General features: G+C 69.7%; 15 protein-coding genes. 5 read left to right on the forward strand and 10 right to left on the reverse strand.

Features of this window, described 5'->3' with window-relative positions:
* The first annotated feature begins 1 nt into the window (after position 1).
* Positions 2–886, forward strand: coding sequence for a ParB/RepB/Spo0J family partition protein (locus BZG35_RS01475; RefSeq protein WP_077354024.1), 885 nt, complete (start codon positions 2–4; stop codon positions 884–886).
* Positions 887–912: 26 nt separating this feature from the next.
* Positions 913–1,095, forward strand: coding sequence for a hypothetical protein (locus BZG35_RS01480; protein ID WP_077354025.1), 183 nt, complete (start codon positions 913–915; stop codon positions 1,093–1,095).
* Positions 1,096–1,104: 9 nt separating this feature from the next.
* Here BZG35_RS01480 and holA read toward each other — a convergent pair whose 3' ends face one another.
* From holA to BZG35_RS01500, 4 genes are all read right to left on the reverse strand, one after another.
* Positions 1,105–2,157, reverse strand: coding sequence for a DNA polymerase III subunit delta (gene holA, locus BZG35_RS01485; RefSeq protein WP_077354026.1), 1,053 nt, complete (start codon positions 2,155–2,157; stop codon positions 1,105–1,107).
* Positions 2,158–2,164: 7 nt separating this feature from the next.
* Positions 2,165–2,665: an LPS assembly lipoprotein LptE gene (gene lptE / locus BZG35_RS01490; RefSeq protein WP_077354027.1), complete on the reverse strand. Its 501-nt coding sequence runs from the start codon at positions 2,663–2,665 to the stop codon at positions 2,165–2,167.
* A complete protein-coding gene (gene leuS, locus BZG35_RS01495; RefSeq protein ID WP_077357721.1) occupies positions 2,662–5,262 on the reverse strand; it encodes a leucine--tRNA ligase in 2,601 nt (866 codons plus the stop codon). Before leuS ends, lptE begins: the two co-directional genes overlap by 4 nt.
* A 113-nt stretch (positions 5,263–5,375) precedes the next feature.
* Positions 5,376–5,828 (reverse strand): DUF3576 domain-containing protein, encoded by a 453-nt coding sequence (locus tag BZG35_RS01500; protein WP_077354028.1) that lies wholly within the window; start codon positions 5,826–5,828, stop codon positions 5,376–5,378.
* A gap of 365 nt (positions 5,829–6,193) precedes the next feature.
* Between BZG35_RS01500 and BZG35_RS01505 the strand changes: the two genes are divergently transcribed.
* A complete protein-coding gene (locus tag BZG35_RS01505) occupies positions 6,194–6,589 on the forward strand; it encodes an NtrZ family periplasmic regulatory protein (RefSeq protein ID WP_077354029.1) in 396 nt (131 codons plus the stop codon).
* Here the strand turns inward: BZG35_RS01505 and BZG35_RS01510 are convergent.
* The gene (locus tag BZG35_RS01510; RefSeq protein ID WP_077357723.1) at positions 6,586–7,236 is read right to left on the reverse strand and encodes a thiamine phosphate synthase; all 651 of its coding nucleotides are present in this window, start codon (positions 7,234–7,236) and stop codon (positions 6,586–6,588) included. The genes BZG35_RS01505 and BZG35_RS01510 overlap by 4 nt on opposite strands.
* Positions 7,237–7,246: 10 nt before the next feature.
* Between BZG35_RS01510 and BZG35_RS01515 the strand changes: the two genes are divergently transcribed.
* Both BZG35_RS01515 and BZG35_RS01520 read left to right on the forward strand, forming a co-directional pair.
* Positions 7,247–7,960, forward strand: coding sequence for a YggS family pyridoxal phosphate-dependent enzyme (locus BZG35_RS01515; protein WP_256364133.1), 714 nt, complete (start codon positions 7,247–7,249; stop codon positions 7,958–7,960).
* Positions 7,961–8,020: 60 nt separating this feature from the next.
* Positions 8,021–8,707, forward strand: coding sequence for a response regulator transcription factor (locus tag BZG35_RS01520; protein WP_077354031.1), 687 nt, complete (start codon positions 8,021–8,023; stop codon positions 8,705–8,707).
* Here BZG35_RS01520 and BZG35_RS01525 read toward each other — a convergent pair.
* The 5 genes from BZG35_RS01525 to BZG35_RS01545 form a co-directional block, all read right to left on the reverse strand.
* Complete coding sequence (locus BZG35_RS01525) at positions 8,704–8,979, reverse strand: type II toxin-antitoxin system mRNA interferase toxin, RelE/StbE family (RefSeq protein WP_077354032.1); 276 nt, start codon at positions 8,977–8,979, stop codon at positions 8,704–8,706. The genes BZG35_RS01520 and BZG35_RS01525 overlap by 4 nt on opposite strands.
* Positions 8,979–9,158: a stability determinant gene (locus BZG35_RS01530; RefSeq protein ID WP_077354033.1), complete on the reverse strand. Its 180-nt coding sequence runs from the start codon at positions 9,156–9,158 to the stop codon at positions 8,979–8,981. The genes BZG35_RS01525 and BZG35_RS01530 overlap by 1 nt, the downstream gene beginning before the upstream one ends.
* 45 nt (positions 9,159–9,203) lie before the next feature.
* On the reverse strand, positions 9,204–9,998 hold the full coding sequence (locus BZG35_RS01535; RefSeq protein WP_077354034.1) for an exodeoxyribonuclease III: 795 nt from the start codon (positions 9,996–9,998) through the stop codon (positions 9,204–9,206).
* A 249-nt stretch (positions 9,999–10,247) separates the two neighbouring features.
* Positions 10,248–10,883 (reverse strand): outer membrane lipoprotein carrier protein LolA, encoded by a 636-nt coding sequence (locus tag BZG35_RS01540; RefSeq protein WP_077357724.1) that lies wholly within the window; start codon positions 10,881–10,883, stop codon positions 10,248–10,250.
* A 351-nt stretch (positions 10,884–11,234) separates the two neighbouring features.
* The gene (locus BZG35_RS01545) at positions 11,235–13,646 is read right to left on the reverse strand and encodes a DNA translocase FtsK (RefSeq protein ID WP_077354035.1); all 2,412 of its coding nucleotides are present in this window, start codon (positions 13,644–13,646) and stop codon (positions 11,235–11,237) included.
* Positions 13,647–13,789: the final 143 nt, after the last annotated feature.

A 13,789-nucleotide genomic window follows, 5' to 3' on the forward strand; every position in this document is an offset into this window, starting at 1 on the left:
TGTGTCTGAACGTCAAAGAGGATTGGGCCGTGGCTTGTCGGCCCTGCTGGGCGAGCCGGTCGCGGAGGCCCCGGTCGCCGGCGGCCCCATGCCGACCGGCGTGCAGATGGCGCCGATCGAAAGCCTGAAACCCAATCCCGATCAGCCCCGCAAGATCTTCACCCAGGCGGATCTCGACGAGCTGACGGCCTCGATCCGCGACAAGGGCGTGCTGCAGCCGATCCTGGTGCGGACCCAGCCGGGCCAGGACGGGATGTGGCAGATCATCGCCGGGGAACGTCGTTGGCGGGCCTCCCAGGCCGCGCGCCTGACCGAGGTGCCCATCGTCGTGCGCGAGATGGACGACGTCGAGGTGTTCGAGGTCGCCATTATCGAGAACGTCCAGCGCGCCGATCTCAACCCCCTGGAAGAGGCCGATGCCTATCGGCTGCTGATGGAGCGGTTCGGCCGTACGCAGGACGCCGTGGCCGGCATCGTCGGCAAGAGCCGCAGCCATGTGGCCAATACGCTCCGGCTGCTGCAACTGCCGGAGGAGGTGCTGGACTACGTGCGGCGCGGCAAGCTGAGCGCCGGCCACGCTCGGGCCCTGATCACCGCGCCCAATCCCGGGGCCCTGGCCGCCCAGGTCGAGCGCGAGGGGCTGAACGTCCGCCAGGCCGAGGCCCTGGCGCGGCGGGCGGGCGAAGGCCCACGGCCCGGCAAGGCCAGGGCGGGCGGATCCGGTGTCAGCGGGTCGGCGGACACGGCGGCTCTGGAACAGGATCTGGCCGACGCGCTTGGGCTGAAGGTCGCCCTGGCGGACCGGGGCGGGAAGGGCGAGCTGACCCTGACCTATGCCAGCCTGGAGCAACTCGACGACCTGTGCCGCCGGTTGATGAAGGCCTGAGCCGTCTTTTGTGCTAGGCTGTCGGCATGACCGATACGCCCGAAACCGCCTCCGAAGCTCTGAAACGCGTTCTCGCCGCCAAGAAGGCGGGGGCGGGGACCTCCGCCCATGCCGGCATGGCCAATGGCAAGGCGGACGAGCGCGCCGTCGCCGCCAAGAGCGCGGCCCTGGCCAAACCGGCCTTCCGCAAGGCTTCCAAGCGCGGCTAGGCCGGCGGCCTAGAGCCCCAGGCGGCGAGCCCGGGCCGCGATCTCCAGCAGCAGCCGCTCGGCGATCAGATGCTCGGGCATGCCGGTGGTCTTGGTCGCGATATCGGCCGTGTTGACGCTGTCCTGGACGACGTCCAGATCCTCCAGCCGCCAAGCGCGCGCCTGGCGCAGCATCTCGGTCTCCTGTTTCCAGAACACGCCGGCGGCCTTGGCGGCCTCCTTGGCCCCCGCACCCGAGCCCTGCAGGACATTGATCCGGCGCAGCTTGCCCAGGTGGATGGAGGCCGATCGCACCGCCATGACCGCGCTCTCGCCCTCGGCCAAGGCGCGCCGCAGACCGGACTGGGCGGGGGCGGGACGTCCGCCGAAGGCCTGGAGCGCCGCATCGGCCAAGGAGGCGTCCGCCTCGACGCCCAGATGCGCCTCCAGCTCCTCGACATCTATGGTACGACCCGATCCGGGCCCAACGTACAGCGCCAGCCGCTCGATCTCCTGGCGCATCAGCCCGCGTTCGCGGGGCAGACGGGCGACGAAGGCGGCCAGGGCGTCGCTGGTCAGGCCGACCTTGTCCACCGCCAGGGCCTCGCGCGTCATCCGGGCGATGTCGCCGGCCTCGTCCTCGTAGACCGCGATGCCGACCGAGCCCTTGCCGGCCTCGGCCGCCTTGCGCAGGGCCGAGTCGCGGCCCAGGGCCCCCGCCTCGATCACCAGCATGGCGTCGGGATTGAAGCCGCCGTCGCCGTGAGTCTTGAGCGCCGCGGCCAGCATCTTGTCGACCGAGGCCTTGTCGCCGCCGAGGCGGACGCGGACCAGGCGTCGTCCGCCGATCATCGACAGGGCGGTGAGGGCCTCTTCCAGCCGGGCTTCGTTGCCGTCGATGTCGCTGTCGGTCAGGACCGTGACGTTGAACGGATCGTTCAGGTCGGGCGTGACGGCCCGGCACAGGGTCTCGGCCCGCTCGGCCACGCCGGACCGGTCCTTGCCGTGGATGACGGCGGCGCGGATGCCGGCGTCGGGACGCGACAGGAAACGGTCGACCTCCGGGCGTTTGGCCAGGATCATCGGCGGATCACCGGACGGACAGGGCCCGCATCAGGTCCAGGCGGATCATGCGGGCCAGCTCGGTGGCCGCGCGGTCCTCGCCGTCCTGCTGGGCCGCGATGGCGGCATACGGCTGGTCGGCGGCGGCATAGGTCGTGGTTACGGCCTGGGTGCCGGTCAGGGGGGTGCCTGCTGCTGTGGGCGTCAGGGTCCAGGCGGCGCGGACCGTCAGCTCATAACGGGCGGCGGTGTCGTCGATGCGGCGACCGAGGGGCCGGCGGCTCTGCTCGACCACGGTCTCGAGCCGGTACAGCGGCGCGGCACCCCGATCCCAGCCGAGGGCGTCCTCCAGCTGTTCACGCAGGCGGTAGCCCAGCCGATCATCCTGCGCCCTGACCGCGATCCGCGAGAGCGCGCCGGACGCGCCCGTATCGCCATACAGCGGCGTGAACCCGCACCCCGCCAGGAGCAGGGAAACAAGAGCCAGGACAGCCGAGGCCGTCAGCGAGGTCGAGCGTTCCCGGCTCATGCGGCGACCAGGTTGACGATGCGGTCGGGCACGACGATCACCTTGCGGATGGATTGACCCTGGGCCTCCAGATAGGCCTGAACGGCAGGGTTGGCGAGCGCCTCGGCCTCGACCGCCGCGGCATCGGTCCCCCGTGGCAGGGTGATCTCGCCCCGGCGCTTGCCGTTGATCTGGATCGGCAGGACCACGTCGTCGTCGGCCGCCAGGGCCGGGTCGAAGACCGGCCAGGGCGCGTCCAGCACCATGCCGGCCTCGCCCAGCCGCGCCCAGCCTTCCTCGGCCAGGTGCGGCGTGAAGGGCGCGATCAAACGGGCCAGGGCCGACAGGGCCTCGCGCCGGGCCGGGCCGGACGCCGTGTCGTGTTCGCGCAGGCTGGCGACGAAGGCGTACAGTTTGGCGATGGCCGAGTTGAAGCGGAAGCTTTCGACGCCGTCGGACACCGCCTTGATGGTCTTGTGGGCCTCCTTGAGCAGGGCGGTGTCGGCCGCCGCGTCACCGACGGCGTCTGCATCGAACCCGTCGAACAGGGTCCAGACGCGCTGGACGAAGCGGCTGGCCCCCTCCACCCCGCCGGGGGTCCACTGCACATCCCGCTCGGGCGGGCTGTCGGACAGGACGAACAGCCGGCCCGCGTCGACGCCGTGGCTGTCGAGGATTTCCTGAGGCGCGACGACGTTCTTTTTGGACTTGGACATCTTCTCGATGTCGCCGACGATCACGGGCTGGCCGAGCTCGCGGTCGACCCATTGTCCGTCGCGCTTCTCGACCTCATCGGGTGCCAGCCAGTGGCCGTTCTGGGACTTGTAGGTCTCGTGGACCACCATGCCCTGGGTGAACAGGCCGGCGAACGGCTCCTTGACCGACAGCATGCCGGCGTCCGACAGCGCCCGGGTGATGAACCGGGCGTAGAGCAGGTGCAGGACCGCGTGCTCGACCCCGCCGATATACTGGTCGACGGCCAGCCAGTGGTCGGCCGCCTGGGGATTGATCGGCTGGGCGGCCGTCGGGTCGGTGAAGCGGGCGAAATACCAGCTGGAGTCGACGAAGGTGTCGAGCGTGTCGGTCTCGCGCGTCGCATCGGCCCCGCAGGACGGGCATTGGACGTGCTTCCAGGTCGGATGGCGATCCAGTGGGTTGCCGGGCACGTCGAACGTCACGTCGTCGGGCAGGACCACCGGCAGCTGATCGGCGGGGACCTCGACCACGCCGCAGGCGGCGCAGTGGACGATGGGGATGGGGCAGCCCCAGTAGCGCTGGCGGCTGACGCCCCAGTCGCGCAGGCGATAGATGGTCGCGCCCTGGCCATGGCCGGACGCCTCCAGCCGGGCGATGGCGGCCGCCTTGGCAGGCTCGATGGCCAGGCCGTCGAGGAAGCCGGAGTTGAAGATCGTGCCCGTGCCGGTGAACGCCTCGGTGCCGATCTCGACCGTGTCCTGGCCCTCGGGGCGGACCACCGGCGTGACCGGCAGGTCGTATTTGCGGGCGAAGTCGAGGTCGCGCTGGTCATGCGCAGGGCAGCCGAAGATGGCCCCGGAGCCATAGGTCGAGAGCACGAAATTGGCCACCCAGACCGGCAGGGTCCGGTCGGGGTCGAACGGGTGGCGGACCCGCAGGCCCAGGTCGACGCCCAGCTTCTCGGCCTTCTCGATCTCGGCCTCGCTGGTCCCGGTGCGGGCGCAGGCCTCGACGAAGGCGGCGACATCCGGCCGGTGTTCGGCGATGGCCTTGGTCAGGGGATGGTCGGGGGCCAGGGCCAGGAAGCTGGCCCCGAACAGGGTGTCGGGCCGGGTGGTATAGACCTCGATCGGATCGCGCGCATGGCTGGGCTCGCCTTCCGCGGCGGTCGGCAGGAAGGCCGGAACCTCGGCGATGTCCCACCACAGGGTCGCGCCCTTGGACCGCCCGATCCAGTTCTCCTGCATCAATCGGACCTTCTCGGGCCAGCGGTCCAGGGTCTTGAGCCCTTCGATCAGATCGTCGGCATAGTCGGTGATCCGCAGGAACCACTGGTTCAGCTTGCGCTTCTCGACCGGGGCGCCGGAACGCCAGCCCTTGCCGTCGATGACCTGTTCATTGGCCAAGACGGTGTTGTCGACCGGATCCCAGTTGACGACCCCGTCCTTGCGATAGACCAGGCCGCGCCGATACAGCGCCAGGAACCAGGCCTGCTGCTGGCCATAGTATTCCGGGTCGCAGGTGGCGAACTCACGCGACCAATCCAGCGACAGGCCCAGCAGCTTCAGTTGGGCGCGCATGGCGGCGATGTTGTCGTAGGTCCAGCCCTTGGGGTGGATGCCGCGCTCCATGGCGGCGTTCTCGGCCGGCATGCCGAAGGCGTCCCAGCCCATCGGATGCAGGACGTCGAACCCCTGGGCCCGCTTGTGCCGCGCCACGACGTCGCCCATCACATAGTTTCGGGCGTGGCCCATATGGATGTTTCCGGACGGATAGGGAAACATTTCAAGGACATAGTATTTGGGTCGACCCGTGTCGCGGGTGACGAAGGCGTTCGCGTCCGCCCAGCGGGCCTGCTGGCGGGGTTCGGCGGTCTTGGGGTCGTATCGGGTCGGAGAGGCGGACACGGGATTCCTGAACATCATGCGTCATCCTCGGCCTTGTGCCGAGGATCCATCAATAGGGACCTCTATGCTTGCCGGTGTGCCCCGGTGTCCATGGGCCCTCGGCACAAGGCCGAAGGTGACGCGCGAGGTCAGCCGGCGTTGGACAGGTTCAGCTGGCGCGCCTTGGTCAGGATCGCGTTTTCCAGATCGGCCTCGGTCTGTGCGGCGACTGGAGTAGAGGTCCAGCCGCCGGCGGCGTCGCGGACCTCTTTCGTCACGGTCACGTTCAGGGCGTCGGCGCGCAGGCGAGTGTCGAGGATGAAGACCGTGGCCTTGAACCGCTCGTTCGGGGTCTGGGGATTGACGTACCAGTCGTAGTTGACGACGCCGCCCCAGGGATCGGCGGTCAGCAGCGGCATGAAGCTGAGCGTATCGAGGGTCGCGCGCCACAGGTAGGCGTTGACGCCGATGCCGAGCTGGGCGTTGGCCCGGGGGGCGGGCCGATCGCCCACGAAGGGCAGGCCGCCGCAGCCCGCGAGAACCAGACCACCCAGCGCCAGGGCCGTGGCCGCAACGACCGTCTTGCCGCGAACAAACGCCATTCGTTTCCGTCTCCATCCCAGGATCGAACCGCACGGCCTTCGGGCCTGCGGGCGCTTCGACGGGCCCTTCAGGACACGCGGCGAAGCGAAGTCCTATAACACGCTGAAAAGGGGCGATGACAAGGCAATGGCGTTCGCGCACCGGCGTGCGGCGGAGCGGGCCTGCGAATCCCCCCGGGCACGAATGCCGGCGGCGTCTTTCGCGTGACGCTCGTGCCACAGCCGGCGGCAGAGTCGCCGGAACCGGGTGGGGTCGACCGGGTTTCGTTGACCGGGGCCGGCGAAGGTGCCTAATCGCGGGTTCGCGGCGGAAACGCCGGTCGAGTAACACGGTCCGCGGACAACGCCGGATCAAAGGGTTGGAAATGCGGCTGGGTGTCGTCATCGCCGGAACGGCTGGTCTGCTCGCTTTCGCCGGCGTGTCGGGCGACGCGTCGGCGCAGACTCGGTCGCGGGTCCCGGCCGTCAGCCTGTCGGAAGCCAGCGCAGCCCAGGCGGGCACGCCGGCCTCCGCGCCCCGTCGCGGCCTGCGCTGGAATTCGAACGGTCGCTGGGGTCTGGACTTCAATCTGAACCAGCCGGTCGGCCGCGAGGCCCAGTGGGGCGACGTGGAGGCCGGGGCCTATTACCGCCTGTCGCCCAGCCTGCGCGTCGGGGCCGCCGCCGGCCTGGCGACGCGCGAACAGGACCCGGCGCGGGCGCCGGAGACCGATCGCCGGTCCCAGCCGCGCGTCCGCCTCGAGACCCTGTTCCGGTTCTAGGCCGCGAAGGCGTCCTGGATCGCGGCGACGCCGGCAAGGCCGGACGCGCCGTTCCCAACGAGATCGGCTGCATTGTCAGGCGTGATCCCGCCCAGGGCGATCACGCGGCATTGACGGCTGGCCTGGTCGACGGCGTCGACTCCCAGGGCGGCCTTGCCGGCGGACGCTCCACCGGCCGGAAAGATCGGAGACAGCACGACGGCGTCCAGGCCGATCGTCCCCCGGGCCGCCGCGACGGAATGGACCGCCCCGGTCAGGATCCAGTCGGGGTGGCGACCGGACAGGGCATAGGCGGCGGACAGGGCCCGCTCAGGCAGGTGCAGGCCGTCCGCACCGACCGCCTCGGCCAGCGCCGGATCCCGGCCGATCAGCAGGGTTATTCCGCGCGCGATTGTGACGAGGCGGAGGCGGCGGGCGGTTTCCAGCGCGTCGGCCGCCGCGAAGGCGCGATAGACCACGCCCGAACCGGCCGGCATGCGCGCGGCGGTCTCCCACGGTCGCGGCGTACGGTCCGGGTCGGTGAAGAACAACAGGGGAGGGACCCGCGACGGCGCGCCCCCCCTGACAGAGTCCGCGCGGCGGGCTAAGGCCTGGGCCGTGGCCCACAGCCGGGCCGCCGCTTCCCTCTGGATCTCCGGTTCGTCCATGACCGCCTCATTGCCCGCTTCCCGTCCGACGTCCAGCGATCCGGCCTTCATCGCGCGGCTGACGGACATTCGCGCCCGGATGGCGGCGGCGAGCCAGGCCGCCGGCCGCGACCCCGCCGCCGCGATCCTGACCGCCGTGTCCAAGACCCAGCCGCCCGAGGCGATCGATGCGGCATTGGTGGCGGGGCTGCGGGTGTTCGGCGAGAACCGGGTGCAGGAGGCGCAGGGCCGATGGGGCGGGCGACGCGCCGGCCTGCCCGATCTGGAACTGCGGCTGATCGGACCGCTGCAGTCCAACAAGGCCGAGGACGCGGTCGCCCTATTCGACGTCATCGAGACCCTGGATCGCGACAAGCTGGTCGGAGCCCTGACCGCGGCCGCCGCCAAGGTCGGGCGCTCGCCGCGCCTGCTGGTCCAGGTCAATACCGGGGAGGAGCCGCAGAAGGCGGGCGTGGCGCCGCGCGACGCCGACGCCCTGATCGCCCGGGCTCGGGCCGAAGGGCTGACGGTCGAGGGGCTGATGGCCATTCCCCCGGCCGACGAGGAGCCCATCCTGCATTTCGCCCTGCTGGCCCGGATCGCCGAACGGAACGGCCTGTCGGTGCTGTCGATGGGGATGAGCGGGGATTTCGAGGCCGCGATCCGGCTGGGCGCCACCCACGTGCGCATCGGATCGGCCCTGTTCGGGGAACGAAACCCGCTCCCGGCGCCCTCTAGTCTCTGATTCCGGACCAATTTCCGTCGCCGCCTTGGCGTTTGCCCCAAGCCTCGCCATTCTAGACCCATGCCCACACCCAAGACCCTGCTGATCATCGACGACGACGACGACCTGCGCGAGGCCCTGGCCGAACAGCTGGCGCTGCACGAGGAGTTCAGGACCGTCCAGGCGGCGACCGCCACCGAAGGGGTCCGGCTGGGTCGCGAGATCCGCGCCGACCTGATCCTGCTGGACGTCGACCTGCCCGACATGGACGGCCGCGAGGCCTGCCGCCTGCTGCGCAAGGACGGGGTCTCCACCCCGGTGATCATGCTGACGGCGCAGGACTCCGACGCCGACACCGTGCTGGGTCTCGACAGCGGGGCCAACGACTACGTCACCAAGCCCTTCCGCTTCGCCGTGCTGCTGGCCCGGATCCGCGCCCATCTGCGCAGCCACGAACAGTCCGAGGACGCGGTCTTCCAGATCGGCCCCTACGAGTTCCGCCCGGCGGGCAAGATGCTGCTGGACGGCAAGGGGCGGAAGGTCCGGCTGACGGAGAAGGAGACCAACATCCTCAAATATCTCTATCGCTCGGGGGCCAAGGCCGTGTCGCGCGAGGAGCTGCTGACCGAGGTCTGGGGCTACAACGCCGGGGTCACGACCCACACGCTGGAGACCCACATCTATCGGCTGCGCCAGAAGATCGAGCCCGAGCCCGGCCAGGCGCGGCTGCTGCTGACCGACGCGGGCGGGTACCGGTTGCAGCCTTAAGGGTAGTGTTGTCTCGCGTGCAGGACGCGCAAAATTCGGATCACGTTCGTCTCCACACGATAGATAACGATGTAGTTCGGATGGACGACCATCTCCCGGGTGCCCGGCGTCCGTCCGACCCTGTGCAGATACGGAAAGGCGGACAGGCGTTCGGTTGCGGTCTCGATCATGGACTTCAGAGATTGGGCCGCGTCGGGATTGCGGGCTGCGATATAGGTGATCGCGGTAGAAAGGTCTGATCGCGCCCGCTTATCCCAGGCGACGTGTGACATCAGGCCTTCGGTTTGTGGGCGTCGATGATGGACTGCAGCTCCGCCATCACCTGGTCGTGCGGAATGGGTTCGCTGGGATCATCAAGCGCCTCCTGTACCTTGGCGCGGAACCAGGCGTCATGGGCTGCAGCCTCTTCAGTCGAGGCAAACTCGGATTCGATGGGCGACAGGGCAGGCATGCCGGGAAAGATGCGCCTCGCGTCTGTGGCACGCAAGTCGGCGGGCTAGACGTCCAGGTCGACCGTGATCGGGCAGTGGTCGCTGGGCTGGGTCCAGGCACGGACCGGTTCGTGGATGGTGGCGCTGCCGAGCACGACGGCGGGCGTCAGCCCGGGCGAGGTCCAGATGTGGTCGAGGCGCAGGCCGCGGTTGGACTTGCGGAAGTCCTGGGCGCGGTAGCTCCACCAGCTGGCCAGTTTCTGCGGCTCGGGGAAGGCGTCGCGGACGACGTCGGCGAAGGCCCCGGCGGCCTTCAGCCGGGTCAGGGTCTCGACCTCGATCGGTGTGTGGCTGACGATCTTCGACATGTGGCGGTGGTTCCAGACATCGAATTCGGAGGGCGCGATGTTGAAGTCCCCGCACATCAGCAGGGGTCGCGACCGGTCCTGGGCGGCGACGGCGGCGGTCAGCTGTTCGTAGAAGTCCATCTTGTGGTCGAACTTCGGATTGAGGTCGCGGTCGGGCACGTCGCCGCCGGCGGGGATGTAGAAATTCTGGATGTCGATCCCGGCGATCCGCGCCGAGACGCAGCGGGCATGGCCAAGCTTGCAGGCCTGGAAGGTGTCGCTGGGCTCCAGGGGCAGGCGGCTGGCGATGGCGACGCCGTGCCAGCCCTTCTGGCCCGCGATCTTCAGGTGCGGCAGGCCCATCTCGGCGAAGGCGTTCCTGGGGAACTGATCCGCCAGGCATTTGATCTCCTGCAGGCACAGGACGTCGGTCCCGCTCTCGGCGACGAAACGCGCGACCTGATCGATGCGCAGGCGGACGGAGTTGATGTTCCAGGTGGCGAGACGAATCATGGCCGGGTCTTACGGACCGCCGTCGCCCGGCTCAAGCCGAAGGGCCCAGAATGAAAATCGACCCCCGGCGGGGGCACCGGGGGTCAGGTTTCGTCTATTTCGCAGCCGTCGGGAGGGGATGAGATCCGAGGCTAAAGGACGGATTGACCGTCCTGTGCTTAATCTGCCACAGGCGGAATAAACCGTCAAACACAGATTGAGACGTCTTGTGTGTGTTTATCAGAACACGGTGAACGAGTCGTAAAAGCGTCAGTTTCGGCCCGGGCGACGCGTCGGATCGGTCAGGCGGAACAGGCTGGCGGCCAAGCTGGGCGCGGGCGTCAAGGTGGTCAGCTGGGTGCGGGTGCGCGCCCCCTGCGCATCGGTGATGGTCCACTCCTGCAGCCGCATCGGGTTGCCGGCGAAGGCCAGGATGACCGAGCCCTCGTTGGGACGGCGCTGGTCGCGGGCCGTGATGGCGAACGCTCCGGACTGCATGCGGGTGACGCGGTCGATGCGCACGCCCTGGTCCAGCCGGACGTTGCGGGCCAGGAAGGTCGACAGGGGTGTGGCTCCCAGCGGCACCTGACGGAAGACGTTCAACCGCGGGTCGTAGCGTTTGACGTTGTCGCCGTCGGACACGACCAGCAGGCCGGCGGGGTCGGTGTATTCGAACCGCATCTTGCCGGGGCGCTGCAGATAGAAGCGGCCCTGACGACGCTGACCGCCCGCCCCGGTCTCGACGAAACTGCCCTGGGCGGAGGTGAGGGCCTGCAGATAGGTCTGGGCCTGGGCCAGGGTGGCGCGGTCCTCGGCCGACAGGGTCGACTGGGCGGCGGCGGGCAGGGCGGTGAGGCCGGCGATGGCGGCGAGGCCGAAGCCGAGGTCTCTGCGGGACAGGGTCATGAGGGTCTTTCTCCCATTCGGGACGATTTCGATGTCGCGGTTGTGCCGGGCCAGCACGGCGTCGTCGTGACGGCAGCTAGACCTTATTCCGGCGGCTAGATGAAGCCCCGTTCAGGTGGGATGGTTCCCGAAAGGGGTGGCTGGTGGTGGTGGCTGGTGTCGGGTGTCGAAGACAGAAGGGACGGCGATGCTCCTCCCTCCCCCGCGGGGGAGGGCAGGTGGCGAAGCGACCGGGTGGGGGCGGCAAGGCGACAAGGCGCCGTCGGTGTCTGGCTTGCCGGCCGTTCCCACCCGGTCTCCGCTGCGCTTCGACCACCCTCCCCCGAGGGGGAGGGAGACGTTGTGCAGATCTCACGCCATCGGCGGCGGGCCGGCCAGGATGTCGCGTTTGCCGGCGTGGTTGGCGGGCGAGACGACGCCTTCCTGTTCCATCCGCTCGATCAGGGAGGCGGCGCGGTTGTAGCCGATCTGGAGGCGGCGCTGGACGTACGAGGTCGAGGCCTTGCGGTCGCGGGTGACCACGGCCACGGCGCGGTCGTAAAGGTCGTCGCCCGAGGAGGCCCCGCCGCCCTCGTCGATGGCCCCGTCGCCGTCGCCGTCGGGGTCGTCGGTGATCAGGTCCAGATAGTCCGGCTCGGCCTGGGCGCGCAGGTGTTTGCAGACCTCCTCGACTTCCTGGTCCGTCACGAACGGGCCGTGCAGACGAGTGATGCGGCCGCCGCCGGCCATGTAGAGCATGTCGCCCTGGCCCAGCAGCTGTTCGCCCCCCTGCTCGCCCAGGATGGTGCGGCTGTCGATCTTGGAGGTCACCTGGAAGCTGATCCGGGTCGGGAAGTTCGCCTTGATGGTGCCGGTGATGACGTCGACCGAGGGGCGCTGGGTGGCCATGATCAGGTGGATGCCGGCGGCGCGGGCCATCTGGGCCAGGCGCTGGACCGCGCCCTCCACGTCCTTGCCGGCGACCAGCATCAGGTCCGCCATCTCGTCCATGACCACGACCAGATAGGGCATGGGCTCGGGGCGGATCTTCTCGCTCTCATAGACCGGACGGCCCTGGTCGTCGAAGCCGGTCTGGACCGTGCGTTCGAAATGCTCGCCCTTCTTCTGGGCCTCGATGGCGCGCTCGTTGTAGCTGGCGACGTTGCGCACGCCGAGCTTGGACATGCGGCGATAGCGGTCCTCCATCTCGCGGACCGTCCATTTCAGGGCGACGACGGCCTTCTTGGGATCGGTGACGACCGGGGCCAGCAGGTGCGGGATGCCGTCATAGACCGACAGTTCCAGCATCTTGGGGTCGATCATGATGAAGCGGCACTCGGCGGGGCTGAGCCGGTACAGGATCGACAGGATCATGGCGTTGACCCCGACCGACTTGCCCGAGCCGGTGGTGCCCGCGATCAGCAGGTGGGGCATGCGCGCCAGGTCGGCGACATAGGGCTCGCCGCCGATGGTCTCGCCGAGCGCCAGCGGCAGCAGATGGGAAGGCTTGCCGTATTCGGCGCTGGCCAGCAGGTCGCGCAGATAGACGGTCTCGCGCTTCAGATTGGGCAGTTCGATCCCGATGGCGTTGCGGTTGGGGACCACCGAGATGCGGCAGGCGCGGGCCGACATGGAGCGGGCGATGTCGTCGGACAGGGCCACGACGCGGCCGTGCTTCACGCCCGGAGCCGGCACCAGCTCGTACAGGGTGACGACGGGGCCCGGGCGGATCTGGTCGATCACCCCCTTGACCCCGAACTCGGCCAGGACGCCCTCCAGCATCTTGGCGTTCTGTTTCAGGGCGGTCTCGTCGACCATGCCGACGCGGGCCTGGGGCTTGGCCAGCATGGCCAGGGGCGGCAGGGAGAAGTCGCCCTCGGGCCGGACGAAATCGAAGGCGACCTGGCCGTCGTCGACGGTCTTCTTCGACGGCTTGGCCGGTTTGGGCGCGGCGACGCTGGGTTCGGGGCTCTGGCTGACCGGGACGAGCGGCTCCGGCGCGGGCGCGTCGTCCCACGGCAGGGGGACGTCGGCGTCCGCGTCCTCGACCGCCTCGGGACGGGCCCGGGGGCGTCGGGCGGCCGGGGCCGGGACCGGCTCGGCCACCGGTTCGGGGCGGGGGCGGGCCGGGCGGGGGACCGCCGGGCCGGAGGACGCCGGGGCACGGCGCAGGCCGGACAGCCAGGCGGTGGCCTCGCCGAAGTCCGAGATTCTCAGACCGACGGCATAGCCGCAGGCCCACAGGCCGGCGGCGAGGAACAGCAGGCCCCCGATGATCTCCCCGCCGGGGAGGCCCAGGGCGCGGAAGGCGGCGGCGAACAGGCCGATGACGGCGTCGCCCCAAAGCCCGCCCAGGCCGGCGGCCAGGGGCCAGGCCGAGGGCGCGGCCAGGGCCGACAGGGCGGCGGACAAGGCCAGGACGCCGCCCGTGGCCGACAGGGCCTTCAGCGGGGTCGGCTTGAGCCGTTGCTGGATCGCGTCGCCGATGGCGGCGGCCAGGCCGAAGGCAATGGTCAGGGCCGCGGCGGGCCAGGCGGCCAGGCCCAGACTCTGCATGAACAGGTCGGCGAAGATCGCGCCGTTGAGGCCGAGCCAGTTGGTGGCCGGGTTCGAGGAGGCGGCGTTCAGGCTCGGATCGGCCGGGTTCCACGACACGAAGGCCACGACCAGCAGCGTGGCCAGCAGGGCCTGCAGCACGCCGCGAAACCGCACCACGAACGGCGCGTCCCACAGGATGAGGGCGCTCATGAAGGCGCGCTGGCTGAGGACGAGGGAGGCGGACATAGGGCGGCGGACTCCGGAGGCAGAACTCCGCCCCTTGTCGCCCTGACAGGGTTAAGGGGGCATTTACCTCGCGAGCGAGGCAGTAGGCAGTAGGGATTTCGTCGCAGGCCGGACCGTCGCAGGAATCTGCTATTGCCTACTGC

It is taken from the genome of Brevundimonas sp. LM2, assembly GCF_002002865.1.
Classification (GTDB): domain Bacteria; phylum Pseudomonadota; class Alphaproteobacteria; order Caulobacterales; family Caulobacteraceae; genus Brevundimonas.